This window comes from Variovorax boronicumulans NBRC 103145 (assembly GCF_001591345.1).
In the GTDB taxonomy this organism is placed as follows: Bacteria; Pseudomonadota; Gammaproteobacteria; order Burkholderiales; family Burkholderiaceae_C; genus Variovorax; species Variovorax boronicumulans.
Genome location: NZ_BCUS01000088.1, coordinates 1 through 26,386 on the forward strand (window position 1 = coordinate 1; position 26,386 = coordinate 26,386).

General features: G+C 69.9%; 29 protein-coding genes and 1 pseudogene. 22 read left to right on the forward strand and 8 right to left on the reverse strand.

Going from position 1 to position 26,386, the window contains the following annotated elements:
- From VBO01S_RS22245 to VBO01S_RS22255, 3 genes are all read left to right on the forward strand, one after another.
- Positions 1-231 (forward strand): ComF family protein (locus VBO01S_RS22245; protein WP_169805076.1); only part of this gene is annotated, 231 nt, incomplete at its 5' end.
- 31 nt (positions 232-262) lie between these two features.
- Positions 263-724: a tRNA (uridine(34)/cytosine(34)/5-carboxymethylaminomethyluridine(34)-2'-O)-methyltransferase TrmL gene (gene trmL / locus VBO01S_RS22250; protein ID WP_062479478.1), complete on the forward strand. Its 462-nt coding sequence runs from the start codon at positions 263-265 to the stop codon at positions 722-724.
- Positions 725-840: 116 nt separating this feature from the next.
- Positions 841-1,131 (forward strand): DUF4148 domain-containing protein, encoded by a 291-nt coding sequence (locus VBO01S_RS22255; RefSeq protein ID WP_062479481.1) that lies wholly within the window; start codon positions 841-843, stop codon positions 1,129-1,131.
- 25 nt (positions 1,132-1,156) lie between these two features.
- Here the strand turns inward: VBO01S_RS22255 and VBO01S_RS22260 are convergent, their stop codons facing one another.
- Positions 1,157-1,627 carry a MaoC family dehydratase gene (locus tag VBO01S_RS22260; RefSeq protein WP_062479484.1) on the reverse strand — a complete coding sequence of 157 codons (471 nt, stop codon included), beginning with the start codon at positions 1,625-1,627 and terminating at the stop codon, positions 1,157-1,159.
- Between the two features lie 67 nt (positions 1,628-1,694).
- Complete coding sequence (locus VBO01S_RS22265; protein ID WP_062479488.1) at positions 1,695-2,315, reverse strand: nucleotide-binding protein; 621 nt, start codon at positions 2,313-2,315, stop codon at positions 1,695-1,697.
- A gap of 92 nt (positions 2,316-2,407) precedes the next feature.
- Here VBO01S_RS22265 and kefF point away from each other — a divergent pair, with 92 nt between their 5' ends.
- Both kefF and kefC read left to right on the forward strand, forming a co-directional pair.
- A complete protein-coding gene (gene kefF / locus VBO01S_RS22270; RefSeq protein WP_062479490.1) occupies positions 2,408-3,136 on the forward strand; it encodes a glutathione-regulated potassium-efflux system oxidoreductase KefF in 729 nt (242 codons plus the stop codon).
- Positions 3,137-3,138: 2 nt separating this feature from the next.
- Positions 3,139-5,001 (forward strand): glutathione-regulated potassium-efflux system protein KefC, encoded by a 1,863-nt coding sequence (kefC, locus tag VBO01S_RS22275; protein WP_062479493.1) that lies wholly within the window; start codon positions 3,139-3,141, stop codon positions 4,999-5,001.
- Positions 5,002-5,010: 9 nt separating this feature from the next.
- Here kefC and VBO01S_RS22280 read toward each other — a convergent pair whose 3' ends face one another.
- Both VBO01S_RS22280 and VBO01S_RS22285 read right to left on the reverse strand, forming a co-directional pair.
- On the reverse strand, positions 5,011-5,967 hold the full coding sequence (locus VBO01S_RS22280) for a M14 family metallopeptidase (protein WP_062479495.1): 957 nt from the start codon (positions 5,965-5,967) through the stop codon (positions 5,011-5,013).
- A 16-nt stretch (positions 5,968-5,983) separates the two neighbouring features.
- Positions 5,984-6,985, reverse strand: coding sequence for a Bug family tripartite tricarboxylate transporter substrate binding protein (locus VBO01S_RS22285; protein WP_062479498.1), 1,002 nt, complete (start codon positions 6,983-6,985; stop codon positions 5,984-5,986).
- 122 nt (positions 6,986-7,107) lie between these two features.
- Here VBO01S_RS22285 and VBO01S_RS22290 point away from each other — a divergent pair, with 122 nt between their 5' ends.
- Positions 7,108-8,004: a MurR/RpiR family transcriptional regulator gene (locus VBO01S_RS22290; protein WP_062479502.1), complete on the forward strand. Its 897-nt coding sequence runs from the start codon at positions 7,108-7,110 to the stop codon at positions 8,002-8,004.
- Between the two features lie 3 nt (positions 8,005-8,007).
- Here VBO01S_RS22290 and VBO01S_RS22295 read toward each other — a convergent pair whose 3' ends face one another.
- The gene (locus tag VBO01S_RS22295; RefSeq protein ID WP_062479505.1) at positions 8,008-8,883 is read right to left on the reverse strand and encodes an amidohydrolase family protein; all 876 of its coding nucleotides are present in this window, start codon (positions 8,881-8,883) and stop codon (positions 8,008-8,010) included.
- A 104-nt stretch (positions 8,884-8,987) separates the two neighbouring features.
- Here VBO01S_RS22295 and VBO01S_RS22300 point away from each other — a divergent pair, with 104 nt between their 5' ends.
- Genes VBO01S_RS22300 through VBO01S_RS22325 form a run of 6 tightly spaced genes read left to right on the forward strand, consistent with a single transcriptional unit; the run spans position 8,988 to position 15,695 of the window.
- On the forward strand, positions 8,988-9,761 hold the full coding sequence (locus tag VBO01S_RS22300; RefSeq protein WP_062479508.1) for a crotonase/enoyl-CoA hydratase family protein: 774 nt from the start codon (positions 8,988-8,990) through the stop codon (positions 9,759-9,761).
- Positions 9,758-11,611 (forward strand): feruloyl-CoA synthase, encoded by a 1,854-nt coding sequence (locus VBO01S_RS22305; protein ID WP_062479511.1) that lies wholly within the window; start codon positions 9,758-9,760, stop codon positions 11,609-11,611. The genes VBO01S_RS22300 and VBO01S_RS22305 overlap by 4 nt, the downstream gene beginning before the upstream one ends.
- A 19-nt stretch (positions 11,612-11,630) precedes the next feature.
- The gene (locus tag VBO01S_RS22310; protein ID WP_062479514.1) at positions 11,631-12,395 is read left to right on the forward strand and encodes an SDR family NAD(P)-dependent oxidoreductase; all 765 of its coding nucleotides are present in this window, start codon (positions 11,631-11,633) and stop codon (positions 12,393-12,395) included.
- 34 nt (positions 12,396-12,429) lie between these two features.
- Positions 12,430-13,422, forward strand: a complete 993-nt coding sequence (locus VBO01S_RS22315; RefSeq protein WP_062479517.1) for a Bug family tripartite tricarboxylate transporter substrate binding protein — start codon at positions 12,430-12,432, stop codon at positions 13,420-13,422.
- A gap of 5 nt (positions 13,423-13,427) precedes the next feature.
- Entirely contained in the window at positions 13,428-15,167 is a 1,740-nt protein-coding gene (locus VBO01S_RS22320; protein ID WP_062479519.1) for an acyl-CoA dehydrogenase family protein, read from the forward strand.
- A gap of 36 nt (positions 15,168-15,203) precedes the next feature.
- Positions 15,204-15,695 carry a MarR family winged helix-turn-helix transcriptional regulator gene (locus VBO01S_RS22325; RefSeq protein ID WP_062479522.1) on the forward strand — a complete coding sequence of 164 codons (492 nt, stop codon included), beginning with the start codon at positions 15,204-15,206 and terminating at the stop codon, positions 15,693-15,695.
- A 24-nt stretch (positions 15,696-15,719) separates the two neighbouring features.
- Here the strand turns inward: VBO01S_RS22325 and VBO01S_RS22330 are convergent, their stop codons facing one another.
- Entirely contained in the window at positions 15,720-16,373 is a 654-nt protein-coding gene (locus VBO01S_RS22330; RefSeq protein ID WP_062479525.1) for a TetR/AcrR family transcriptional regulator, read from the reverse strand.
- Between the two features lie 121 nt (positions 16,374-16,494).
- Between VBO01S_RS22330 and VBO01S_RS22335 the strand changes: the two genes are divergently transcribed.
- From VBO01S_RS22335 to VBO01S_RS22355, 5 genes are all read left to right on the forward strand, one after another.
- Positions 16,495-16,938, forward strand: coding sequence for a VOC family protein (locus VBO01S_RS22335; protein WP_062479529.1), 444 nt, complete (start codon positions 16,495-16,497; stop codon positions 16,936-16,938).
- 46 nt (positions 16,939-16,984) lie between these two features.
- Positions 16,985-17,512 (forward strand): SRPBCC family protein, encoded by a 528-nt coding sequence (locus VBO01S_RS22340; RefSeq protein ID WP_062479532.1) that lies wholly within the window; start codon positions 16,985-16,987, stop codon positions 17,510-17,512.
- A gap of 47 nt (positions 17,513-17,559) precedes the next feature.
- Positions 17,560-17,979 (forward strand): VOC family protein, encoded by a 420-nt coding sequence (locus VBO01S_RS22345; RefSeq protein WP_062479535.1) that lies wholly within the window; start codon positions 17,560-17,562, stop codon positions 17,977-17,979.
- 52 nt (positions 17,980-18,031) lie between these two features.
- Positions 18,032-19,510, forward strand: a complete 1,479-nt coding sequence (locus VBO01S_RS22350) for a DHA2 family efflux MFS transporter permease subunit (RefSeq protein WP_062479538.1) — start codon at positions 18,032-18,034, stop codon at positions 19,508-19,510.
- Between the two features lie 70 nt (positions 19,511-19,580).
- Positions 19,581-19,943 (forward strand): DUF1428 domain-containing protein, encoded by a 363-nt coding sequence (locus VBO01S_RS22355; protein WP_062479540.1) that lies wholly within the window; start codon positions 19,581-19,583, stop codon positions 19,941-19,943.
- Positions 19,944-19,949: 6 nt separating this feature from the next.
- On the opposite strand, the gene VBO01S_RS22360 is transcribed toward VBO01S_RS22355, so the two are convergent.
- The gene (locus VBO01S_RS22360; protein ID WP_062479543.1) at positions 19,950-20,708 is read right to left on the reverse strand and encodes a sulfite exporter TauE/SafE family protein; all 759 of its coding nucleotides are present in this window, start codon (positions 20,706-20,708) and stop codon (positions 19,950-19,952) included.
- 175 nt (positions 20,709-20,883) lie between these two features.
- Between VBO01S_RS22360 and VBO01S_RS22365 the strand changes: the two genes are divergently transcribed.
- The 4 genes from VBO01S_RS22365 (at position 20,884) to VBO01S_RS22380 (ending at position 24,859) form a co-directional block, all read left to right on the forward strand.
- On the forward strand, positions 20,884-21,666 hold the full coding sequence (locus tag VBO01S_RS22365; RefSeq protein ID WP_062479546.1) for a FadR/GntR family transcriptional regulator: 783 nt from the start codon (positions 20,884-20,886) through the stop codon (positions 21,664-21,666).
- Between the two features lie 116 nt (positions 21,667-21,782).
- On the forward strand, positions 21,783-23,192 hold the full coding sequence (locus VBO01S_RS22370) for an amidase family protein (protein WP_062479549.1): 1,410 nt from the start codon (positions 21,783-21,785) through the stop codon (positions 23,190-23,192).
- Positions 23,193-23,241: 49 nt separating this feature from the next.
- On the forward strand, positions 23,242-24,246 hold the full coding sequence (locus VBO01S_RS22375) for a tripartite tricarboxylate transporter substrate-binding protein (protein WP_062479552.1): 1,005 nt from the start codon (positions 23,242-23,244) through the stop codon (positions 24,244-24,246).
- Between the two features lie 139 nt (positions 24,247-24,385).
- Positions 24,386-24,859: a DoxX family protein gene (locus VBO01S_RS22380; RefSeq protein ID WP_062479555.1), complete on the forward strand. Its 474-nt coding sequence runs from the start codon at positions 24,386-24,388 to the stop codon at positions 24,857-24,859.
- 10 nt (positions 24,860-24,869) lie between these two features.
- Here VBO01S_RS22380 and VBO01S_RS22385 read toward each other — a convergent pair whose 3' ends face one another.
- Complete coding sequence (locus VBO01S_RS22385) at positions 24,870-25,595, reverse strand: Crp/Fnr family transcriptional regulator (protein WP_082818234.1); 726 nt, start codon at positions 25,593-25,595, stop codon at positions 24,870-24,872.
- Between the two features lie 127 nt (positions 25,596-25,722).
- On the opposite strand from VBO01S_RS22385, the pseudogene VBO01S_RS22390 reads away from it, so the two are divergent.
- Positions 25,723-26,386, forward strand: a pseudogene (locus VBO01S_RS22390) (adenylate/guanylate cyclase domain-containing protein); the annotation flags it as partial.

The following is a 26,386-nucleotide window of genomic DNA, read 5'->3' on the forward strand; positions in this document are numbered from 1 at the left end:
AGCCTGCCCGCGCAAAGCGGCCTGCCGCGCGCCGACCGGCTGCGCAACCTGCGCGGCGCCTTCGCCGTGGAACCGATGCGCGCCGACGGCCTGCGGGGGCGGCGCGTGGTGCTGGTGGACGACGTGATGACCAGCGGCGCCTCGCTGTTCGCCGCGGCCGCCACCTTGCGCCTGGCGGGCGCGGCACACATCACCGGCATGGTGCTGGCGCGGACCGATCCGCCGCGCTGAAACCACCGGCAGCGCCCGCGACAATCGGCGCATGTTCCATATCGTCCTGGTCCACCCTGAAATTCCGCCGAACACCGGCAACGTGATCCGGCTCGCGGCCAACACCGGCTGCACGCTGCACCTGGTGGAGCCGCTCGGCTTTTCGATGGACGACCGCCTGCTGCGCCGCGCCGGGCTCGACTACCACGAGTACGCCGAGGTCAAGCGCCACGCCGACTGGGCCGCGCTGCTGGCCACGCAGCGACCGCCGGCCGAGCGCATGTTCGCGCTGACCACACGCGGCTCCCGCCCCGTGCACGACGTGCGCTTCCAGCCCGGCGACTGGCTGGTGTTCGGCTCGGAAACCGCCGGCCTGCCGCCCGCGATCCGCGACGGCTTTGCCGAAGCGCAGCGTCTGCGGCTGCCGATGCGCGCCGGCCAGCGCAGCCTGAATTTGTCGAACGCGGTGGCGGTCACGGTGTTCGAGGCCTGGCGGCAAAACGGTTTCGCCTGACGGCCCTTCACGCGGCAGGGGCACATCCGATCGGTGCCGCGCGGCGTATGGGAAGGCATGCCGGTGATTCGCACCGGCATCCGCCCCCTCAACGCTGACTGCCAAGGAGTCCCGCCATGCACACCACTCTGCGCCTCATCACCCTCGCCGCCCTCGCCTTCGCCGGCGGCGCCCATGCCTTCCAGGGCGAGCAGAACCCGCTGCCGCCCGCGCCCTTCCAGTCCTCGCTGACGCGCGCCCAGGTCCAGCAGCAAGCCCTGCAGCCGCTGCAGATCAGCAACGGCGGCACCGGCGTGGCCCGCCCGACCGCGGGCAACGTCGACCGTGCGGCGGTGCGCGCGAGCGCCGTCGGCATCACCCGACAGGGCGCCGCCGCCTACGGCGAAGTCACCGACCGCCGGATGTAAGTAGAGAGAAGAAGAAAAAGTCCGCTCAGGGAAAGCGGCGCACCACCGACTCGGCGACGCACGCCGGCTTGGCGGCGCCTTCGAGTTCGATGGTGGTTTCCCAGGTCATCTGCAGGCCGTTGTTGGGAATCGGCTCGGCGCTCAGCAGCTTCATGCGGGCGCGCAGGCGCTGGCCCACGGGCACCGGCGACATGAAGCGCACGCGGTTCAGGCCGTAGTTCACGCCCATGCGCGACTCGACCACGTCGATGGCCGTCTCGAAGAACTTCGGCAGCAGCGACAAGGTGAGAAACCCGTGCGCGATCGGCGCGCCGAAGGGGCCGGACTTGGCCCGCTCCACATCGACGTGGATCCACTGGTGGTCGCCCGTCGCCTCGGCGAACTGGTTGACCTGCTGCTGCGTCACGCTGATCCAGTCGCTCACGGCGACTTCCTGGCCGACGCAGGCGGCGAGATCCTGAAGGGTCTGGAATGTCTTTTTGGTCATGCGGGGCATTCTGGTGCCAAGGGCACAAGGCTGGCTGTCGGACTTGCGACAACCGGGAATCAGGGAAATCCGGGGATCAGGCGTCGAGCCATTCGCAGATCGGCTGCCATTGCTCCAGGTCGCGCTGAACGCGCCCCGGCGCAATGTCGAACAACGTGAGCCCGCGCGCGGCCAGCTGCACGTAGTTCTGCGTGTCGCGCAGTTCGCCCAGCACGGGCACGCCCAGGCCGGCGATGAACTCGTGCAGCCGGTCGGCCGCCAGCGTGCGGGCGTTCACGCGCATGCCGACCAGGCCGATGCGGGTCTTCTCGGCGCGGCGGCTTTCCATCAGGCGGTCCAGGAAATCGCGCGTGGCGTAGATGTCGAAGATGCTCGGCTGCAGCGGCACGATCACGCGGTCGGCCAGCGCCAGCACCTCCTTGAAGCGCCAGCCGTGCAGGCCGGCCGGCGTGTCGAGCACCGCGTGGGTGGTGCCGCGCGGCGGGCGCACCACGGTGCTGTCGCCGGTGGCTTCCCAGGTGGCGATGGGGCGGGCCTGCGGCGGGCGCAGGCCGAGCCACAGCCGCGAGGACTGCTGGCGGTCCACGTCGCCGAGCATCACGGCATGGCCGCGGCTCGCGAAGTAGCCCGCGATGTTCGTTGCAATCGTCGACTTGCCCACGCCCCCCTTGGGATTGGCGACCAGAACCACCGGCATGAGGATCTCCTCCAGAACTGGAACAGGGGGCGATGGTAGTCGCCCCGGGTGGCGCGTCGGCGACGGCGGGCCGTCTGCGTTATGTTCGCCACATGACGACAACAACATCCGCGGAGAACCCCGCCAGCAGCATCTATGTGCTGGCGGCCCACCCCCACTGGCGCGACTCGCGCGTGAACCGACGGCTGTTCGCCGCCGCGCAGCGCGTGCCGGGCGCCGACGTGAACGACCTGTACGGCAGCTACCCCGATTTCGCCATCGACGTCGAGGTCGAACGCGAGCGGCTGGCGCGCGCGGACCTGGTAGTGCTGCTGCACCCGATCCAGTGGTACTCGATGCCGCCGCTGCAAAAGCTCTGGGTCGACGACGTGCTGGGCTACGGCTGGGCCTACGGCCCCGGCGGCACCGCGCTGCAGGGCAAGGACTGCTGGCTGGTCGCCACCACCGGCGGCCCCGAGCCGAGCTACCACCCGCAAAGCTACAACCGCTACTTCTTCGACGCCTTCCTGCCGCCCTACGAGCAGACCGCCGCGCTGTGCGGCATGCGCTTCCTGCCGCCGCTGCTGCTGCACGGCGCGCGACGCGCCAGCGAGGCCGAGGTGGCCGCGCACGTCGAGGTGTTCGTGCAGCGCCTGGAGAGCTACCCGGTGTGGCCCGAGATGGACGAGCTCGATGCCTGCATCGCCTGCCCGGTGCCCGAGACCGACCGCCCCGCCGAATCCGACGACGTGGGCCAGGTGATGGCCGGCGCATTCCACAGCGCCATGACGCACGGCCTGGCCGTCGCCAACGGCAGCAACAGCACCCACAAGGCGGCCTGAGCATGGAACACGCACCCGCCTGGCTGACCAGCAGCCTGATCTACCTGAGCGCCGCCGTGCTGGTGGTGCCGCTGTCCAAGGCCCTGGGCCTGGGTTCGATCATCGGCTACCTCGTGGCCGGCATCGCCATCGGCCCCTGGGGCCTGGGCCTCGTGTCCAGCGTCGAAGACGTGCTGCATTTCGCCGAGTTCGGCGTGGTGCTGATGCTGTTCCTGGTCGGCCTCGAACTCGAGCCCAAGCGCCTGTGGAGCCTGCGCCGCCCGATCTTCGGCTGGGGGTCGGCGCAGGTGCTCAGCTGCGCGGCGGTGCTGTTCGCCGTCGGCTGGGCCGTGGGCGCACCGTGGCGCGTGGCGCTGGTGGCCGCCCTCGGGCTGGCGCTGTCGTCCACCGCCATCGCGCTGCAGGTGTTCGGCGAACGCAACCTGCTCAAGACGCCCAGCGGGCAGGCCGGTTTCTCGATCCTGCTGTTCCAGGACGTGGCGGCGATCCCGATCCTCGCGCTGCTGCCGCTGCTGGCCGGCGCCACGGCGGCCGAGCAGGCCGTGAGCGGCCTGGACCGCGCGCTCGAGGCGCTGAAGATCGTCGGCGTGATCGCCGGCATCATCCTCGGCGGCCGGCTGCTGCTGCGCCCCATCCTGCGCTGGATCGCGCGCAGCGACACGCCCGAGATCTTCACCGCCGCCGCGCTGCTGCTGGTGGTGGCCATCGCGGCGCTGATGCAGTTCGTCGGGCTGTCGATGGCGCTGGGCGCCTTCCTTGCCGGCGTGCTGCTGGCCGAGAGCGAGTACCGGCGCGAGCTCGAGACCGACATCGAGCCCTTCAAGGGCCTGCTGCTGGGGCTGTTCTTCATCGCGGTGGGCATGTCGATCAACTTCGGCGTGCTGCTGGCCAACCCGGGGGTCATGGCGCTGCTGGTGGTGAGCTTCCTGGTCATCAAGCTGGTGGTGATCTACGCGCTGGCCAAGGCGATGGGCCTGGCCTACCAGGAGCGGCCGGTGTTCACGCTGCTGCTGGCGCAGGGCGGCGAGTTCGCCTTCGTGGTGTTCCAGGCCGCCGGGCCCGACGTGCTGCCGCCGCAGACCACCTCGCTGCTGATCGGCGCGGTGGCGCTGTCGATGCTGCTGTCGCCGCTCCTGCTGGTGCTGCTCGACAAGTTCGTGCTGCCGCGCTACAGCCACGCGGGCGGGCCGCAGCTCGAAGAGATTTCGGAGCAGCAGGATGCCAAGGTGCTGATCTGCGGCTTCGGGCGCTACGGCCAGATCGTCGGTCGCCTGCTGATGTCGCAGGGCCTGCGCGTGACGGTGCTCGACCACGACGCCGACACCGTCGAAGGCCTGCGCCAGTTCGGCTTCCGGGTGTTCTACGGCGATGCCACGCGGCTGGACCTGCTGCGCACCGCGGGCGCGGGCACGGCGCGCGCCATCGTGGTGGCGGTGGACGACATCGAGCAGTCGCTGGACATCGTCGACCTGGTGCGCGAGAACTTCCCGCAGGCGCGCATCATTGCGCGCGCACGCAACGTGACCCACCTGTTCCAGCTGCGCGACCGCGGCGTGCAGGACATCGAGCGCGAGGTGTTCGAGTCGTCGCTGCGCAGCGCGCGCTCGGCGCTGGAGGCGCTGGGCTGGCCGGCGGCCGAGGCGCGCGAGGCCTCGATGCGTTTCCGCCAGCGAAACCTCAAGCTCAGCGACGAGATCTACCCGCACTACAAGGACCGCGCCAAGCTGATCGCCGCCAACAAGGCGGGCCGCCAGCAGTTCGAGGAGCAGATGGCCCGCGAGCGCGAGGAGCGCAAGCTGCGCTCGGGCCAGGACTGGGACCGGCTCGGCGAAGACGAACCAGCGGGCGACGCGAAGGCGTCCTGAGGCCCCAGGTCAGACGGGCACGGTCAGGTACACACCCTCGCGGCCGATCACCGGCGCGCGGGTCGGCATGAAGATCGTGCAGCCGTCGCAGGGCGAACGGATCTCGCGCCCGGCCTGCACCGCGATCAGTTCACCCTGGTCGAAGGTCTCGAAGCCGAGCACGGGGCGCACGAAGGCGAAGTCGTCCGACGTGACCATGTGGACCTCAAGCAGCCGGAAGCGGCGCGCGGCCACCGGCACCGGCACGCGCGGCACCGGGTCGACGAGCCCGAGGTGCGCCAGAAAGCGCAGCGACACGTCGGTGGCCAGGTCGGCCGCCGACTGCGCGAAATGCTGGCCGCACTCGACCACCACCGCGCCGCCGTCGATGCCCGGCTCGCCGTGCCGGCCATACGCCGTGACGCCCGTGCCGGGCGCGGCGCCCACGGGCATCACGAGGTGCACCGCCGGGCCGCCGACGGCCTGCGCCAACCCTGCATTGCGTTCGAACTCCGGGTAGACCCGGAAGGGCTGCACGGGCGCGCGCGTGGAATGGATGTCCAGCACGTAGTCGGCCGCGTCGAGCACCGGCCGCAGCTCGCGCGCGCGGCGCAGCTCGGGGCTGTCCCCGGTGCCGTCGAGCAGCTCGGGCGACCAGATGCGGTTCAGGTTGTGCACCAGCTGGCGGTTCTCGTAGGGCCGGTCGATGTCGAAGGCCTCGTAGGCCTCGACGTTCGCGAAGCTCACGGTGAGCGTGCCGATCTTCGGGCGCACGCCGCTGTCGAGCAGGTGCGTGGCCGCGACCATGCCGCAGATCTCGTTGCCGTGCGTGAGGGCGTTGACGAGCACGTGCGGGCCCGGCTTGCCGGATGCGAAGCGGTGCACGTAGTCGATGCCGGTGTTGCCCTGGCGGTAGGCCGAGAGGTCGCGCGGGAGCACCTCCAGCGGTGCGGTGTCGGGTGCGAAGGTCGGCAGTGTCTGCGTCATGGAACCAGCCACCCGCTCACTCGCCGCGGATGCCCGCGCGCTTGACCATCTCGCCGTACAGCGCGAGCCGCTCCGACATCATGGCCGTGAACTGCGCGGGCGACTGCGCCTCGGGTGCGAGCGAGCCGCGCGCCAGCAGCGCCTCGACCATCGTCGGCTGGTCGGCCACCGTGCGCACCGCCTTGTGCAGCGCGGCGATGACCTCGGGCGGCGTCTTCGCGGGCGCGGCCAGGCCGATCCACGAGGTGGTGTTCAGCACCGGATAGCCCAGCTCCGTGAAGGTCGGCACGTCGGGCAGCGCCGCGACGCGCGTGGGCGAAGCCACGGCCAGCGCGCGCAGCTTGCCGGCCTGGATGTGCGGCAGGAAGGGCGCGAGGTTGTCCAGGCCGAACTGCACTTCGTTGGAGATCAGCGCGGTCACCAGCGGGCCGCCGCCGCGGTAGGGCACATGCGTGGCGTTGAGCTGCAGCTGCGACTTCATCAGTTCCACGTTGAGCTGGCCCATGCTGCCCGGCCCGGCGCTGCAGAAGTTGAGTTCGCCCGGGCGCGACTTCACCAGCGCCACGAACTCCTTGAAGGTCTTGGCGGGCACGGCCGGGTTCACCAGCAGCACGTTGATGGAGCGCGCGAGCTGGCTGATCGACAGGAAATCCTTGATCGGGTCGTAGCCCGGGTTGGCCTGCGTCAGCGGGTTGGCCAGGTGCGAGCTCTGCGACGACACCACGAGCGTGTAGCCGTCGGGCTTGGCGCGTGCCACCTGGGCGCTGGCGATGGAGCCGCCGGCGCCGGCGCGGTTGTCGATGACCACCGGCGTGCCCAGCGCCTTCGACAGCGGCTCGGCGTACAACCGCGCGATCAGGTCGACCGAGCCGCCGGCCGGGAACGGCACCACCAGCGTGACCGGGCGGGCCGGAAAGGCCTGGGCGCGCGCGGACAGGGGCAGCAGCGCCGCCGTCAGGCCGGCGCCGAGGATCTCGCGCCGGCGCAGGGCGGGCACGGCGGGGGTGGTGGAACGCATGGCAAGGTCTTTCTGCAGAAGAAGCGGGCAATCGGGCGGACAGGTCCGGCCGAAATCGTGCATTCATTTTTGCAAGCAGGCTCTATTTTTGCAATACTCGTTGCAAACATGAGGTTTCTCCGATGCCGCACGCAGACACCCCCGCCGCCCCCAGCCTGAACCAGCGCATCTCGGGCTATGGCAAGAAGCTCACGAAAAGCGAGCGACGCCTGATCGAGGAATTGCAGGCGCACCACCCGCAGGGGCTGCTCGAATCTGCAACGAGCCTTGCAAGAAAGGTGGGCACCAGCGCCTCGACCGTGGTGCGGCTGCTCGCCAAGCTGGGCTACGAGAGCTACGCCCAGGCGCAGATGGAGGCGCGCGCCGAAGTCACCGCCCTGCTCGCCTCGCCCGCCACGCGCGCCGACGCGGTCATCGGCGACGACACCTCCGTGCGCAGCTGCCTGGACAACGCGCTGCTGCACGACCAGCACAACCTGGCCGCCACCTTCGCGGCGCTCGACGTGGGCGCGTTCGAGGCGGCGGTGAAGCTGCTCACGCAGCGCAAGGTGCGCGTGCACGTGCTCGGCCAGCGCAACGGCCTGCCGCTGGCCAGCCACCTTGCGCTGAACCTGAACCTGTGCCTGCCCGACGTGCGGCTGCTGGGCGGCGCGGGCGCGTTGCCGCTCGAAGACCAGCTGCTGCGCATCGACGACAACGATCTGCTGCTCACGCTCACCTTCCGCCGCCACTCGCTCGCGATCGCGCGCACGGCGGCCTACTTCCGCGAGAAGGGCGCGAAGGTCGTCATGGTCACCGACAGCCCCACGGCACCCGCCGCGGCCTCCGCCGATCACCTGCTGCCGGTGCGCACCTCCAGCGCCTCGCCCTTCGATTCGTACACGGCGGCGCTGTCGGTCTGCAATGCCTTGATCACCGCGGTGGCGCAGCGCCGCAAGAAGGAGCTGGCCGCCGTGTTCGAACGCGGCGCGGCGCTGTGGGAGCCGCACTGGAACGAAGCAGCACCCCGCGCCGCCTGACCCTCAGGCCGCCGGGGTGCCGAGCCCCAGCAGGCGCACCGCGTTGTCCTTGAGGATGCCGGGCATCACCTCGGGCTTGAAGCCGGCGGCCTCGAAGTCCTTCATCCAGCGGTCGGGCGTGATCAGCGGGTAGTCGCTGCCGAACAGCACGCGGTCCTTGAGCAGCGTGTTGGCGTACTGCACCAGCTGCTTCGGAAAGTACTTGGGGCTCCAGCCCGACAGGTCGATCCACACGTTGGGTTTGTGCGTGGCCACGCTGAGCGCCTCGTCCTGCCAGGGGAAGCTGGGGTGGGCCATGACGATCTGCATGTCGGGGAAGTCGATGGCCACGTCGTCCAGGTGCATCGGGTTGCTGTACTCCAGCCGCAGGCCGCCGCCGCAGCGCATGCCCGAGCCGATGCCGCTGTGGCCGGTGTGGAAGATGGCCGGCAGCTTGTACTCGGCGATCACCTCGTAGATCGGCCAGGCCATGCGGTCGTAGGGGTGGTAGCCCTGCACGGTCGGGTGGAACTTGAAGCCCTTCACGCCGTGCTCCTCGATGAGCCGGCGCGCCTCGCGCGCGCCCATCTTTCCCTTGTGCGGATCGACGCTGCCGAAGGCAATCATGATGTCGCTGTTCTGCTGCGCCGCCTCGGCGATCTCCTCGTTCGGGATGCGCCGGCGGCCCATGTTCGACTCGGCGTCGACCATGAACATCACCAGCCCGATCTTCCTTTCACGGTAGTACGCCACGCTCTCGGCGATGGTGGGGCGGCGGTTCGAGCCGAAGAACTTGTCGGCCGCGCGGTCGTATTCCTCGCCGTAGTTGTCGAAAGGGTTCCAGCAGCTCACTTCGGCGTGGGTGTGGATGTCGATCGCGATCAGGTTCCGTGGGTCCATGTCGTTGTCTCCGGTTCGGGTAAGTCCCTAGGTTTCGGGAGGCTCCAATGCCTTGAATTGATTATTTCTCATAACCATAATCCAACGCAACCCCGGACACCATCATGACCAATCCAGACCTTCACCTCGACATCCGCGACGACGTCGCCATCGTTCGTCTCACGCGCGGCGCCAAGCGCAACGCGCTGTCCGACGGCCTGATCCTCGCGCTGCGCGACACCTTCGAGACGCTGCCCGCCACGGTGCGCGCGGCCGTGCTCGACGGCGAGGGCCCGCATTTCTGCGCCGGCCTGGACCTGAGCGAGCTCAAGGAACGCGACGCCGGCCAGGGCATGCAGCACTCGCGCCTGTGGCACAGCGCGCTCGACCTGATCCAGCACGGCCCGGTGCCGGTGGTGGCGGCGCTGCACGGCGCGGTGGTCGGCGGCGGGCTCGAGCTGGCCAGCGCCTGCCACATCCGCGTGGCCGACCGCTCCACCTTCTACGCGCTGCCCGAAGGTTCGCGCGGCATCTTCGTGGGCGGCGGCGGTTCGGTGCGCATCCCCAAGCTGATCGGCGTGGCCCGCATGACCGACATGATGATGACGGGCCGCGTCTACAACGCCGAAGACGGTGAGCGCGCCAACTTCGCGCAGTACCTGGTCGACGAAGGCACCGCCTTCGACAAGGCCCTGGAGCTTGCCAAGCGCATCGCCACCAACGCGCCGCTCACCAACTACGCGCTGATGCACGCGCTGCCGCGCATCTCCGAGCAATCGGCCGACCACGGCTTCTTCACCGAGGCGCTGATGTCCGGCATCGTCCAGGCCGCGCCCGAGGCCAAGGCACGCGTGCGCGACTTCCTCGAAGGCCGTGGTGCCAAGGTGAGCAAGGGATGACCGCCGTCCGCTACCGCCCGCTGGCCTTCGGCGTGACGCGCGCGGTGCTGCGCGACGGCGCGCCGGGCACGCGCTACCTCACGGCCGAGACGCCGCTGCAGGCCTACCGCGAGCGCATGACCGACCGGCTCGCGCACTGGGCGCAGGTCGCGCCCGATCGCACCTTCATCGCGCGCCGCGAGCGCCTGCCCGACGGCCGCACCGGCGACTGGCTGCGCGTGAGCTATGCGCAGGCGCTGGAAGAAGCGCGCGGTATCGGACAAGCCCTGCTCGATCGCGGCCTGAACGCCGAGCGCCCGGTCGTGATCCTCAGCGAGAACGGCATCGAGCACGCGCTGCTCGCGCTGGGCTGCCTCTACGCGGGCGTGCCCTACTGCCCCGTGTCGCCGCCCTATGCGATCGTGAGCCAGGACTACGACAAGCTGCGCCACGTCATCGACACGCTCACGCCCGGCCTGGTGTTCGCGGCCGACGCCGCGCGCTTCGCCAAGGCCATCGCGGCCACCGTGCCGGCCGGCACCGAGGTCGTGCTCGCCGAAGGCACGCTCGAAGGCCGCGCCACCACGCGCTTCGACGTGCTCGCCGCCACGCCGGCCACGCCCGCCATCGACGCGGCGATGCAGGCGACCGGCCCCGACACCATCACCAAGTTCCTTTTCACCTCGGGCTCGACCAAGATGCCCAAGGCGGTGATCAACACGCACCGCATGTGGTGCGCCAACCAGCAGCAGCTGCGCCAGTCGATTCCCGCCCTGGGCGACGAGCCGCCCGTGCTGGTCGACTGGCTGCCCTGGAACCACACCTTCGGCGGCAACCACAACGTGGGCATCGTGCTGGACAACGGCGGCACGCTGTTCATCGACGACGGCAAGCCCACGCCCACCGGCATGGCCGAGACGCTGCGCAACCTGCGCGAGATCGCGCCCACCATCTACTTCAACGTGCCCACCGGCTTCGAAGCCATCGCCAACGCGATGGAAACCGACGCCGTGCTGCGCCGCAACCTGCTGTCGCGCGTGAAGATGTTCTTCTACTCGGGCGCGGCGCTTGCGCAGCCCGTGTGGGACAGCCTGCACCGCACGCAGGAATCGGAAGTCGGCGAGCGCATCGTGATGGGCACCGGCCTGGGCATGACCGAGTCGGGCCCCTTCGCGCTGTACGTGACCGGCCCCGATGTGAAGTCGGGCGACGTGGGCCTGCCGGCCGCCGGCATCGAGCTCAAGCTGATCGAGGTCGACGGCAAGACCGAGGTGCGCTACCGCGGCCCCAACATCACGCCCGGCTACTGGCGCGCGCCCGAAGCCACGGCCGAGGCCTTCGATGACGAAGGCTTCTTCTCCACCGGCGACGCGGTGAAGTGGATCGACGACTGCGACATCCATCGCGGCCTGCGCTTCGACGGCCGCATCGCCGAAGACTTCAAGCTCGCCACCGGCACCTTCGTGAGCGTGGGCCCGCTGCGCGCGAAGATCATCGCGGCCGGCTCGCCCTACGTGCAGGACGCGGTGCTCACGGGCATCAACCTGAAGGAAGTCGGCGCGCTGATCTTCACTACGCAGAAGGTGCGCCAGCTCTGCGACTTGCCCGCCGACGCCCCGCTGCAGCAGGTGCTCGAAAGCGCGTCCGTGCAGGCGCACTTCCAGCAGGTGGTGGACACGCTCGCGGCCGGCGCCACCGGCAGCGCCAACCGCATCGCGCGGCTGCACCTGATGGCCGAGCCGCCGTCGATCGACAAGGGCGAAGTGACCGACAAGGGCTCGATCAACCAGCGCGCCGTGCTCAAGCACCGCGCCGCGCTGGCCGACGCGCTGCACGCCGACACGCTGCCTTTCACGCTCAAGCCCCGCTAACCCCATCAGGAGACAACCCATGAAGATCGAAGGACAAGCCGCACTCGTCACCGGCGGCGCCTCGGGCCTCGGCGAGGCCACCGCGCGCGAACTCGCTCGCCTGGGCGCCAAGGTCGCGGTGCTCGACCGCAATGCCGCACTCGCCGAAAAGGTGGCTGCAGAAATCGGCGGCGTCGCCTGCGTCTGCGACATCACCGACACCGACAGCGTGAACGCCGCGCTCGACAAGGCGCAAGCCGCACACGGCCCCGCGCGCATCCTGATGAACGTCGCCGGCATCGGCAGCGCCAAGCGCATCGTCGGCAAGGACGGCAACCCGGCGCCGCTCGAAGACTTCGTGCGCGTGGTCAACATCAACCTGATCGGCGGCTACAACATGGCGCGCCTCTTTGCCGCGCGCTGCGCCAAGCTCGACGCGCTCGACAACGGCGAAAAGGGCGTGATGCTCTTCACCGCCTCGGTCGCGGCCTTCGACGGCCAGGTGGGCCAGCAGGCCTACAGCGCGTCGAAGGGCGGCCTCGTCGGCATGACCCTGCCGATGGCGCGCGACCTCGCGCAGCACGCCATCCGCGTGTGCACCGTGGCGCCCGGCCTCTTCGCCACGCCGCTGCTGCTGGAACTGCCCGAGCCGGTGCAGCACTCGCTGGCCGCCTCGATCCCGTTCCCGCCGCGCCTGGGCAAGCCGTCGGAGTTCGCCGAGCTGGCTTGCCACATCGTCACCAACGGCCACTTGAACGGCGAAGTGATTCGCCTCGACGGCGCCTTGCGCATGGCGCCGCGCTGATTCCCGCCCCCGCAGACAACCAGGAGACAAGACCATGACCACCCGACGCCAATTCACGGCGGCGCTCGGCGGCACCGCCGCGCTCGCCGCATTGCATCCCCTTGCCGCACTCGCCCAGGCGGTGCAGCAGCAGGTGAAGATCTACTACGGCTTCCCGGCCGGCAGCGCGGGCGACAGCGTGGCCCGCCGCGTGGCCGACAAGCTGGGCAACACGCCCTTCACCGCCACCAACCCGGTGGTCGAGAACAAGCCCGGCGCGGGCGGGCGCATCGCACTCGACACGCTGAAGACCTCGCCGGCCGACGGTTCGGTGCTGTGCCTCGCGCAGGCCTCGGCGCTGTCGATCTACCCGCACATCTATACCAAGCTCAGCTACGCCATCCCCGACTTCGCGCCCATCTCCATCGGCGCCGTGATGACGCACGGCCTGGCCGTCGGCCCGATGGTGCCGGCCAGCGTGAAGACGCTGAAGGACTACATCGCCTGGGCCAAGGCCAACCCCGGCCAGGCCAGCTACGGCTCGCCGGGCGCGGGCTCCACGCCGCACTTCCTGGGCGCGCTGCTGGGCCTGAGCACCGGCACCGACCTGCGCCACGTGCCGTATCGCGGCTCGCTGCCCGGCATCAACGACGTGGTGGGCGGCCAGATCGCCTCGTGCCTGACGCCCGCGGGCGACTGCCTGCCGTTCGCCAAGGCCGGCAAGCTGCGCGTGCTCGCCACCTCGGGCGCGCAACGCCCCGCCTACCTGCCCGACGTGCCCACCTTCACCGAGCAAGGCTTCCCCGAGATCGTGGCCGACGAGTGGTTCGGTTTCTTCGCACCGGCCAAGACGCCGGCCGCGACCATCGCCGTCGCGAGCACCGCGATCCAGGCCGCGCTGAAGGACAAGGCCGTGGCCGACGGCCTGCTGTCGGTGGGCCTGATCGCGCACGGCTCCTCGCCCGAGGAGATGAAGAAGTCACTGCAGTCCGAGTACGAACGCTGGGGCCCGCTGGTCAAGAAGATCGGCTTCACCGCCGAGTCCTGAACCCCATGCATTACCAGCCTCGCCCCGAAGACGTCCGCTTCCTGTTGAACGCGGTGCTCGATGCGCCCACGCGCCTGCGTGCCCTCGCGCCCTTCGCGGAGGTCGACGAGCCGCTGCAGTCGCAGGTGCTCGAAGAAGCCGCACGCTTCGTCGGCGAGGTGATCGCGCCGCTGAACCGCGAGGGCGACGAGGTGGGTTGCCGCTTCGACAGCGGAGAGGTCGTCACGCCACCGGGCTTTCGCGCGGCCTACCAGGCCTTCGTGGACGGCGGCTGGCCCGCGCTGTCGGCCGCCACCGAAGACGGCGGCCAGGGCCTGCCCGCGGTGCTCGAAGCCATCCTCTACGAATGGCTCAGCGCCGCGAACCACGGCTTCACCATGGCGCCGGGGCTGCTGCACGGCGCGTACGCCTGCCTCAAGCACCACGGCAGCGACGAATTGAAGGCGCGCTATTTGCAGAAGATCGCAACCGGCGAATGGCTCGCGACCATGTGCCTCACCGAAGCCCACGCCGGCAGCGACCTCGGCCAGGTGCGCACGCGCGCCACGGCGCAGGCCGACGGCAGCGTGCGCGTGAACGGCGGCAAGATCTTCATTTCAGGCGGCGAGCACGACCTCACGCCGAACATCGTGCACCTCGTGCTGTGCCGCCTGCCCGATGCACCGGCGGGGCCCAAGGGCCTGTCGCTGGCGCTCGTGCCCAAGGTGTTGCCCGACGGCGCACGCAACGCGGTGCACTGCGAGCGCATCGAAGAAAAGATGGGCCTGCACGGCAGCCCGACCTGCACGATGCGCTTCGACGACGCCACCGGCTGGCTGGTCGGCGAACCCGGTCGCGGACTGGCCGCGATGTTCGTGATGATGAACGCGGCCCGCCTGCACGTGGCGCTGCAGGGCATCGGCCTGCTCGACGCCGCCTGGCAGAAGGCCGACGCCTACGCCGCCGAACGCCGCCAGATGCGCACACCCGGCCCCGTGCCCGCAAGCCGCGGCACCGAAGCAGCCGACCTGATCGCCGAGCACCCCGCCGTGCGCCGCATCCTCGACACGCAGCGCGCCTGGATCGACGGCTCGCGCGCGCTGGCCTACCGGAGCGCGCTGATGCTCGACATCGCCACGCACGACGCCGACCCCAAGGCGCGCGAGCGCGCGCAGCGCTGGTGCTCGCTGGTCACGCCGGTGCTCAAGGCTGCCTGCACGCACCAGGCCTTCCACGGCGCGAGCGACTGCCTGCAGGTGTTCGGCGGCCACGGCTACGTGCGCGAATGGGGCGTCGAGCAGGTGGTGCGCGACGCGCGCGTGACCATGATCTACGAGGGCACGAACGAGATCCAGGCCATCGACCTGCTGGTGCGCAAGGTGCTGCCCGACGGCGGCGCGGCGCTGTCGGCCGTGCTGCTCGAGTTGCGCGACACGCTCGACGCCTCGCGCGAGGCCGATGCCGACGTGCAGCGCCGGCTGGCGCAGCTGCGCTACCTGGGCACCACGGTGGCGATGGCAGCGCACGCCAACCCCGTGCTGCCGTACGAGGTGGCGGACGACTTCCTGCGCGTGACCGCCCTCACGCTCATGGCGTGGGCCTGGGCCCGCATCGAGGTGGCCGCGCCCGCCGATGCGGATCGCCTTCGCGCCGCGGCGGCCTTCCGGCGCTGGGTGCTGCCCGAGTTCGAGATGCGCCTGGGCATCGTCAAGCGGGCTTGTGAGGGTGTCGCACTGGCGCATTCCGCACAAGAGGCGTCACGCTAGTTGTTCGAGAAAGCAACGCGCGGTTACGCTCGCCGCATGCCTCCTCCCGCGAAAACACCGTCCGCCAAAACCGAATCCGCCGCTGCGCCGTCGCCTCGCACGGACCGGCTCGACGCCCGCGTGCTCGAAGGGCTGGTCGGCTACAACGCCCGGCGCGCCTGGCTGATCGTGAGCACCGTGTTCGCCGACCGCATGGCGCCCTACGGCCTCAAGCAGATCGACTTCTCGGTGCTCTCGCTGCTGGCGCACAACCCGGGCGCCACCTCGCGGCAGCTGTGCAACACGCTGGACATCCTGCCGCCCAACCTCGTGAGCCTGGTGGCCACGCTGGACGGCCGCGGCCTCATCGAACGGCGGCCGCATCCGCACGACGGCCGCGCCGTCGGCCTGCACCTCACGCCGGCCGGCGAGACGCTGATCCGCGAGGCCGAGCAGGCCGTGGTGCAACTGGAAACCGAAGCCAGCAGCCGCCTGAGCACGCGCGAGCGCGAGACGCTCATCAAGCTGCTGCAGAAGATCTATCTCTGAGACCGGAGCGCGGCGACGCTGCGGCTACAGGCCGCGTTCCACCATGTCGATGAGGCGCTGCCCAAGCGCATGCGTGGCCGTTGCGTCGACCCCGCGCAGCGGGCCGTCGATGATGAGCAACGCCAGCCCGTGCACCGCCGACCACGCGAGGTATTCGGCGCCCGGGCGCCGCGCCGGGTCGAGCAGGCCCGCGTCCACGAGCCGGTCGACGGCCGCGCCCAACAACTCGAACGGGTTCATGCCGCTGGCGCCCGCGCCGTCGGGACCGACGTCGCCCTGCGCGTCTTCCGACACCACGAAGGCCGTGCGAAACAGCCCCGGCTGCGCCTGCGCAAAGCGCAGATAAGCGGTGCCGATGGCGCGCACCTGGGCGCGCGCGAAGTCGGCGGGCGGCTGGTCGCAGGGCAGCACGGCGAGCTCGCCCTCCATCGCCTTGGCCGCCTCCGACAGCGCCGCGGCTCGCACCGCCAGCAGCAGGTCGTGCCGGCTGGCGAAGTGACGATACGCCGCGTTCGGCACCACGCCCACGCGGCGCGTGGCCTCGCGCAGCACCACGGCACTGGGGCCCCCGTCCCGCGCCAGTTCGATGCCCGCATCCAGCAACGCACGGCGCAGATCGCCGTGGCGGTAGGTGCTGCGCGCGGGCGGCAGGCTTTCGGGAACGTTGTTGAGCTTCATCGCGACTCCATGTGGACACTGTCCATTATCTCTGCTATTCTTTGTGGACGGTGTACACAAAGTAATTCCATTGTTTTCGCGCAGACCCGTTGTGCCCGTGAACCAACCAAAAGGAAACGCCATGAAAGTCCAGTCTTACCTGTCCTTCGAAGGCCGTTGCGACGAAGCCATCGCCTTCTACAAGAAGGCGCTCGGCGCCGAGGTCGTGCAACTGATGCGCTACAGCGAGGCGCCGGCCACCGGCGGCCCCGAGGGCAACCCCGAAGCCGGCTGCGCCGGCGGCATGCCCGGCCCTGACAAAGTGATGCATTCGGTCTTGCGCATCGGCCAGACCGAGCTCATGCTGTCCGACGGACGCTGCTCCGGCCAGGCCGAGTTCAAGGGAATCATGCTGTCGCTGTCGGCCGACAGCGACGCCGACGCCCGCAAGTGGTTCGACGCACTGGCCGATGGTGGCCAGGTGATGCAGCCGCTGATCCCGACCTTCTTCACCACCAGCTTCGGCATGCTCAGCGACCGCTTCGGCGTGGGCTGGCTGCTGGTGGCGGACCCGGCCGCCGCGTGATGCGCGGGAGTCTGCTCTTCACTCTTCCCACACGCTTTTTTTCATCATGCTCAAGACCATCGTCCTCGCCGTCCTCGCGCTGATTGCCGCGCTGCTCATCTACGGCGCCACGCGGCCCGACAGCTTTCGCGTCGAGCGCACCACGCGCATCGAGGCACCGGCCGAAAAAATCTTTCCGCTGATCGACGACTTCCACCGCTGGAGCGCGTGGTCGCCCTACGAGAAGCTCGACCCGGCCATGAAGCGCAGCTACGGCGGCGCCGCCAGCGGCAAGGGCGCGACCTACGCCTGGGAAGGCAACAGCAAGGCGGGCGCGGGCACGATGGAAATCACCGAGTCGCAGCCGGCGTCGAAGGTTGCGATCAAGCTCGATTTCGTGAAGCCCTTCGAAGGCCACAACACGGCCGAGTTCACGCTGCAGCCGCAAGGCGGCGCCACACAGGTCACCTGGGCCATGTACGGCCCGAGCCCCTACATGGCCAAGCTCATGGGCATCTTCTTCGACATGGACCAGATGATCGGCAAGGACTTCGAGGCGGGCCTGGCCAATCTGAAGAGCGCAACCGAAAAGTAAACGCCTCCTCCCCTCATCGACTCACCTCAATCATTCAAGGAACTCTCATGTCCCCCATCAACGCTTACCTCACGTTCGACGGCAACGCCGCCGAGGCCATGCGCTTTTACGAGAAGACGCTGCGCGGCACCATGCAGATGATGATGACCGTCGGCGAAGCGCCCGACACCGAGCAGATGCCGGCCGAGGCCAAGAAACGGATCATGCATGCGTCGCTCACCTACGGCGACGGCATCCTCATGGCCTCCGACACCATGCCGGGCCAACCCTTCGAAGGCATGAAGGGCTTCGGCGTGGCGCTCACGCTCGACACCGTGGCCGAGGCGCGGCGCATCTTCGACGCCTTCGCCGACGGCGGCTCGATCGGCATGCCTTTCGAGAAGACCTTCTGGGTCGAAGGCTTCGGCATGGTGACCGACCGCTTCGGCACGCCGTGGCTCATCAACGGCGGCAAGGCGCTGGTCTGAGCACGGAGTCGCCTCTCTCTACTTTTTCCCTTCTTCGCAGGAAGCACCTTCCATGACCGAAACCCTCGACAACCGAAAGCGCTGGCTCGCCCTGATGGTGCTGTGCCTGGGCGTGCTGATGATCGTGCTGGACACCACGATCGTGAACGTGGCGTTGCCTTCGATCCGCACCGACCTCGGCTTTTCCGAGACGTCATTGGTCTGGGTGGTGAACGCCTACATGCTGACCTTCGGCGGCTTCCTGCTGCTGGGCGGGCGGCTGGGCGACCTGTACGGCCACCGCCGCGTGTTCCTCGCGGGCCTGGTGCTGTTCACGCTGGCCTCGCTGGCCTGCGGGGTCTCGACCTCGCAGGGCCTGCTGGTGGCGGCGCGCGCGGTGCAGGGCCTGGGCGGCGCGGTGGTGTCGGCGGTGGCGCTCTCGCTCATCATGAACCTGTTCACCGAACCGGCCGACCGCGCCAAGGCGATGGGCGTGTACGGCTTCGTGTGCGCGGGCGGCGGCAGCATCGGCGTGCTGCTGGGCGGCCTGCTCACGAGCACGCTGAGCTGGCACTGGATCTTCCTGGTCAACCTGCCGATCGGCGTGGCGGTGTACGCGCTGTGCGTGGCGCTGCTGCCCAACGCGCGCGGCCATGCGCACGGCGAGAAGCTCGACGTGGCCGGCGCCATCACCGTCACCTCGTCGCTGATGCTCGCGGTGTACGGCGTGGTCAACGGCAACGAGGCGGGCTGGGGCTCCACGCAGACGATGGGCCTGCTCGGCGCGGCCGTGGTGCTGCTGGCGGCCTTCATCGCCATCGAGGCGCGCGTGCAGCATCCGCTGATGCCGCTGGGCCTGTTCAGGCTGCGCAGCGTGTCGGTGGCCAACGTGGTGGGCGTGCTGTGGGCCGCGGCCATGTTCGCGTGGTTCTTCATCTCGGCGCTGTACATGCAGCTGGTGCTGCAGTACACGCCGATGCAGATCGGGCTGGCCTTCCTGCCGGCCAACGTGATCATGGCGGTGTTCTCGCTCGGCCTCTCCGCAAAGATCGTGATGCGCTTCGGCATCCGCAAGCCGCTGGCGGCGGGGCTGTGGCTCGCGGCCCTCGGGCTGGCGCTGTTCGCGCGCGCACCGGTCAACGGCAGCTTCGTGCTCGACGTGCTGCCCGGCATGGTGCTGCTGGGCCTGGGCGCGGGCATGGCCTTCAACCCGGTGCTGCTGGCGGCCATGAGCGAGGTCGACCCGGCCGACTCGGGCCTGGCCTCGGGCGTGGTCAACACCGCCTTCATGATGGGCGGCGCCCTGGGCCTGGCCGTGCTGGCCAGCGCCGCGGCGGCACGCACCACCGCCATGGCCACCGCCGGCGCGCAGATGCCGCTGGCGCTCACCGGTGGCTACAACCTGGCATTCCTGGTCGGCGCCGTGTTCGCGGCGGCGGCGGGTCTGATCGGGGTCCTGCTGCTTCGCCCGGCCTCGCCGGGACACACCCAAAACAACCACAGCGAAGCAGCGTCGGCCCCGGGCGCGGCGGGCGAGACGGCGTCGTCGTGAACGCGACGGCGCCATGCAGCCCCCGCTTTTTCTTTTTCAACGTTTCTATCCCCTATTCAGGAGAACAGACATGGCTCGTTATGTAGACGGATTCATCGTCGCCATTCCCACCAAGAACGTCGAGGCCTACCGCAAGCTGGCACGCAAGGCCGGCAAGGTCTGGATGGAGTACGGCGCGCTCGAGTACGTGGAGTGCATCGCCGACGACGTGAAGCCCGGCAAGCTCACGTCGTTCCCTCAAAGCGTGAAGCTCAAGGCCGACGAGACCGTGGCCTTCTCGTGGATCACCTACAAGTCGCGCAAGCACCGCGACACGATCAACAAGAAGGTCATGGCCGACCCGCGCCTGGAGGCCATGATGGACATGAAGAACCTGCCGTTCGACGGCAAACGCATGATCTTCGGCGGCTTCAAAAGTATTGTGGAACTCTGAACATGCTCAGGCCAGGAAGCCGTCGTAGACGAGCTTCAGGCCCGTGAGCAGCATGCCCAGATAGACGAAGCGATAGAACCACGTCGCATCGATGCGGCGTGCAATGCGGATGCCGATCCACACGCCCAGCGGTGCGATCGGCATCAGCACGAGCGAGGTGGCCAGCGTGCGAAAGTCGAGCAGGCCGAGCCACGCGTAGGGAATCCACTTGCTGAGATTCACCACGAAGAAGAAGTAGGCCATGGTCGCCGTGAACACCACGGGCTTGAGCTTCAACGGGATCACATAGGCGTTGATCGGCGGCCCGCCCGCATGCGCGATGAAGCTGGTGAAGCCCGACACGGTCGTCAACACCGCGCCCACCGCGCGCGACGGCAGCGGGTCGTTGGGCTTGGGCGGGAACAGCAGGCGCTGCGCCAAAAACACCAGCGTGAACACACCCACGATGCCCGCCACCGTGTGGGCCGACAGCACGCGAAACAGCAGCGTGCCGATCACCGTGCCGACCAGCCCGAACGGAATCAGAAACTTGAGCAGCGAGCGGTCGAAGTCGCGCCGGAACGCGGCCAGGCCGAGCAGGTCCATGAGCAGCAGCAGCGGCATCAGGATCGCCGCCGCCTGCGGCACGGTGACGGCCAGCGCCATCATCGGCACGGCCAGCGACCCGAAACCGGCGCCGAAGCCGCTCTTGCTGATGCCGAGCAGCAGCACGGCGGGGACGGCGACCGCGTAGAACGACGGGTCGGTGATGAGGGGAAAAACCATGGGGAAACCAGCAGCGCAGAAAAAAGCCCGCCAGGGGCAGGCGGGCCGTCCGGGAGCGTAGCAGGAAGCCCGGTTTCCTGCCGACGGCCCGCCCGGCACGGGCCTCGCGGGACAACCCGCTTGACAGTGTTTTCCATATTTATGACATTTATGATCATAAATAGACGGAACGCAGATGCCCCCTTCCCAATCCAAGCCTTCGCTCACGCGCGACAAGCGCGTGAAGCGTTCCGACCAGGTGGTCGACAACATCAAGCGCTGGGTCGTGCAGACCCAGCAGCAGGTCGGCAACAAGCTGCCGCAGGAGAAAGAGCTGATCGAGCAGCTCGGCGTGTCGCGCGGCACGGTGCGCGAGGCGCTGGCCGCGCTGCAGGTGCAGGGGCTGGTCGCGATCAGCACCGGCCCCAACGGCGGCGCCACGCTCACGCAGGCCTCGTACGAGCAGTGCCTGCAGGCGGTGTCGAACTTCCTGTACTTCCAGCCGGTCGACATCACGATGCTGTACGCGCTGCGCCGCGTGGTCGAGCCCGAGCTGGCCGCCAACGTGGCCACGCGCCTGACCGAGGCCGACCTCGCCGCGCTGGAAGCGCTGATCGGCCACAGCCACCCGGCCCACGGCGGCAGCGCCGACTGGAACGAGCGCCGCGAGGCCGACCTGCTGTTCCATGACCGCCTGGCCGAGGCCTGCAGCAGCCCCTTCCTGGCGCTGGTGTGCCGCCTGCTCAACGACGTGATCCGCCGCGTGATCATCGTGCGCAACGCGCTCACCGAGTTCGACCAGTTCGACGAGGAGATCGTCGACAGCCACACCGAGCTGCTCGACGCGCTGCGCGCCCGCGACCCCGCGCGTGCGCGCGAGGTCATGCGCGTGCACATGGAACACGCCGAAGCCCTGGCCCTGGAGGCCGAATCCCGCGTCGACCGCGGCAGCCTGCTCATGAAGAAACCGACCGGCTGACGCCTGCGCGGCGTGGGCTGATCCGCCGCCGCCCTCTTCCCTGCTCTCTCTTGCCTTCACCCCGGTCGCGCCGGGGTGCGGGGTTTCCTTTGCCTGAACTTTCCCTGACCCCGACCATGACTTCACCCCCCGCCCTCTGGCAGCGCAGCGCCACCGACCTCGCCGACGCCGTGCGCCGCCGCGAGCTGTCCTGCCGCGAAGTGACGGCCAGCGTGCTCGCGCGCATCGCCGAGCTCAACCCACGCCTCAATGCCCTGGCCGAAGTGCTGGCCGACGAAGCCCTGGCCAGCGCCGACGCCGCCGACGCGCGCACCCTGCGCGGAGAGCCGCTGGGCCCGCTGCACGGCGTGCCGGTGAGCATCAAGGTCAACGTGGACCAGGCCGGCCGCGCCACCACCAACGGCGTGATCCCGCTGAAGGACCACATCGCCCGCGAAGACGCGCCGGTGGTGGCGCACTGGCGCAGCGCGGGCGCCGTCATCGTGGGGCGCAGCAACACCGCGACCTACTCCTCGCGCTGGTTCACCGACAACGGCGTGCACGGCCGCACGCTGAACCCGTGGGACGCGGCCATCACCCCCGGCGGTTCCAGCGGCGGCGCGGCCTCGGCGGTGGCCAGCGGCATGGGCGCGCTGGCGCACGGCAACGACATCGGCGGCTCGATCCGCTACCCCGCGTACGCCTGCGGCGTGGCCGGCCTGCGCCCCACCGCCGGCCGCGTGCCGGCCTTCAACCCGAGCGCCACGAGCGAGCGCGGCATCACGCCGCAGCTCATGTCGGTGCAGGGGCCGCTGGCGCGCAGCATCGCCGACCTGCGACTGGGCTACGAGGCCATGGCACGCCCCGACGCGCGCGACCCGAACTGGGTACCGGTGCCGCACGAGCTGCCGCGCCCCACCGGCCCGATCCGCGTGGCGCTGTTCAAGCGCGCGCCGGGCATCCCGGTCGACCCGGCCGTCACGCAGGCGCTGGACGACGCCGCGCGCTGGCTGCAGCAGGCGGGCTACGCGGTCGACGAAGCCGAGCTGCCCTGCTTCGGCGAGGCTGCGGCCCTGTGGCGCACGCTGATCGTGGACGACACCCGCCGCAACATCATCGCGGGCGTCGAGCAGCACGGCGACGACCTCATGCGGCGCAGCCAGCGCTACCTGCTCGAAGGCATGGCCGAGACCGACCGCGACGGTTTTCTCGACGCGCTCGCGCGGCGCCAGGCGCTGCTGCGCAGCTGGTCGGTGTTCATGCTGACCCATCCGCTGGTGCTGATGCCCGTGTCGTGGCAGCGCCCCTGCCCGCAGGACGAAGACGTCGCCAGCCTGGAGCGCGCCCGCGCCCTCATCGACGCCCAGAGCCCGCTGCTCGCCACCGCCGCGCTGGGCATGCCCGGCCTCGCGGTGCCCACCGGCATGGCCGGCGGCGCGCCCATGGGCGTGCAGCTGCTGGCCTGGCGCTTTCGTGAAGACCTGCTGCTGGAGGCCGGCCAGGTGCTCGAAGACGCGGCGCGCTTCACGCCGCTGGTCGCGCAGTGACCTTTCTTTTCCCGCTCTTCCAACGATTCCAACTACCCGGAGACTTTCGATGACCCCCTTCACTTTCCCCACCGGCCCGGCACTCTCGCGGCGCGGCCTCATCCGCGCGGCAGCGGCCACGGGCCTGGGCGGCCTGCTGCCGTACGGCGCGAACGCGCAGCCGGCGGTCAACCGCCTGATCGTGCCCTTCCCGGCCGGCGGCCCGGCCGACTTCATGGGCCGGCTGCTGTCCGAAAAGCTCAAGGACGAGCTCGGCCGCCCCGTCATGGTCGACAACCGCCCCGGCGCCGGCACGCGCCTGGCGGCCGAGGTGCTGAAGAACAGCCCCGCCGACGGCACCACCATGCTGCTGGCGCCGGTCGACCCGATGTTCATCGGCCCCGCGATCTACGCCAACATGCGCTTCAACCCGGCCACCGACTTCAAGCCCGTGACCGACGTGAGCGGCATCCAGTTCGGCCTGGCCGTGAGCGCCGCCTCGCCGGTGAAGACGTTGGCCCAGTTCGTCCAGGCCGCCAAGGCGAATCCCGACCAGGGCTCGATCGGCATCACCACCGTGGGCTCGCTGCTGCACTTCCTGGCCATGGACTTCGTGGCCCTGTCGCGCAGCGGTGCCACCCTGGTGCCCTACCGCGGCGGCGCGGCCATGGTCACCGAGCTGATCGGCGGCCAGGTGGCCTCGGGCATGGACGCCACCACCACCCTCACCGAGTACCACCGCGCGGGCAAGCTGCGCGTGCTGGCCGTGGCCGGCGACAAGCGCGCCGACGGCCTGCCCGACGTGCCGACCTTCGCCGAGTCGGGCTACCCGACGCTGGTGGCCTCGTCGCGCTACGTGCTGTACGCCCACGCCAACACCGCGCCCGCCACGCTGGCGCAGTGGAATCGGGCCGTGCGCAAGGTGCTGGCCCTGCCCGACGTGCGCGAAAAGCTCGGCCGCGTGGGCTACGACCTGCTGCCCGGCGCGTCGAGCGAGGAGGTGGTGCGCTACACCGACGCGCTGGCCGCACGCTGGCTGCCGGTGATCAAGGCCTCGGGCTACAAGGGCGACTGAGGCCCGGCGGCGGCGACCCAACCGCCGAAAAGTGTGCGTAAACGCACCGACCGGCGGCGGCGGGGCTCTCACACTGGCATGGCAACCGCCGCAGTCCGCGGCGGCCTTCTTCCTTTTTTCTTCCACTCAAGGATTCGCCATGAACACCCAGGCTGCCCCGATCGCCTCCGCCGCTTCGGCGTCTTCCTCTTCGTCGTTCCTTGCCACGCCCGCCGCCCGCGACGACGCCGGCAAGCTGGTGCTGCGCGTGTCGGTCGGCGTGCTGATGCTGCTGCACGGCATCTTCAAGCTCTCGGCCGGCGTCGGCTTCATCAGCGGCATGCTGGCCAAGGCCGGCCTGCCGGGCGGACTGGCCTACCTCGTGTTCGTGGGCGAGATCGTCGCGCCGCTCTTGATGATCGCGGGCCTGTGGACGCGCGCCGCCGCCGCCGTGGTGGTGATCAACATGCTCTTCGCCTTCGGCCTCGTGCACATGGCCGACCTGTTCGCACTGACCAAGCAGGGCGGCTGGGCGCTGGAGCTGCAGGGCCTGTACCTGTTCGGCGCGCTGAGCGTGGCGCTGATGGGCGCGGGCCGCTACAGCGTGGCCGGTCCCAACGGCCGCTGGAACTGAGCGGACCGCGTCAGTCGCCGCGCACCTGCGACACCATCAGCGCCAGGCGCTCGGCATCGGCCACCACCAGCGCCTTGCCATCCTTGCGCAGCACGCCGCTGCGCACCAGCGTGTTGAGTTCGCGGGTCACCTGCTCGCGGTTGGTGCTGATCTGGCTGGCCAGTGCCGCGTGCTTGGGCGCGGGCTCCAGCCGGGCCTCGTTGCCGTCGATGCCCGCCTCGCGCGCCAGGCGCAGCAGCTCGGCATGCAGGCGGTTCTGCACGCCCAGCGTGCTCAGGTCGATCACCCGCTCCGACAGCTGCCGCACCAGCGCGGCCAGCCGCTGCATCACGCGCTCGGCCACCAGCGGCTCCTCGCGCAGCAGCGCCAGGAAGGCCGTGCGGTCCAGGCTGGCGACCACGCAGGGTTCGAGCGTGACCACGTCGGCCGAACGCGGGCCGCCGTCCAGCGCCGCAATGTCGCCGAAATGCGCACCGGCCTCCGAATCGCGGAACGTCACCTGCCGGCCGTTGGCCGCGTAGGTCGTCACGCGCACGCGGCCCGACACCAGCAGGAACACCTCGCCCTGCAGGTCGGCGCGCAGCATCAGCGGCTTGCCGGCCGCCACGCTATGCCACAGGCACTGGCGCGCCAGATGGTCGAAGCGGTCGTCGGAGAGGCCTTCGAGCAGCGCGATGCGGCGCAGCGCGAGGCTGGAGCGGGGGGTGGGTTCGGGTAGGGCCATGCCGGTGGTCATCGAGGCGCGCGCATTATGCTCGGGTGCCGCTTCGAACCCGTTCATGGACAGACGTTCCCCTCCTTCCCCTTTTTTGCTGAGAACGCCGACACGGCGCAACCTCCGCTGGGCGAGCGGGCTGGTGCTGATGGCCTACATCACGGCGCACCTGCTGAACCATTCGCTGGGCATCGTCTCCTTCGCCGCGGCCGAGACCGTGCTGCGCGGCGTGCAGAAGTTCTGGCACAGCCTGCCCGGCACGCTGCTGCTGTACGGCGCCGCCCTCACCCACCTCGTGCTCGCCGTGGCCGCCCTGTGGGAACGCCGCACCCTGCGCATGCCGCCGCTCGAGGCCCTGCGCGTGCTGCTGGGCTTTGCGCTGCCGCTGCTGCTGGCCACCCACCTCACCGCCATGCGCGGCGCCTGGCTGGCCTACGGCATCGAGGGCTCGTACGTGCGCGTGGTCTGGGGCCTGTGGGACCTGGCCGGCGCGGGCGCGCAACTGGGCATGATGCTCGCCGCCTGGGCCCACGGCTGCCTCGGCCTGCACTTCGCGCTGCGCGTGCGCCCGCTCTACCGGCGCCTGTTCGCGCCGCTGCTCGCCGTGGCCGTGCTGCTGCCGGTGACCGCCGCGATGGGCTTCGTGTCGATGGGGCGCGAGTTTCAGTGGACCGGCGTGCCGCCTGTCGTGCTGCCGACGCCCGAACAGGGCCGCGCGCTCAACACCGCCGAAACCAATATCAAGCTCTATTACGCCTTGGCGCTGCTGGCCCTGCTCGCAGCCTACGCGGCGCGCAGCCGCCTGGCCCGGC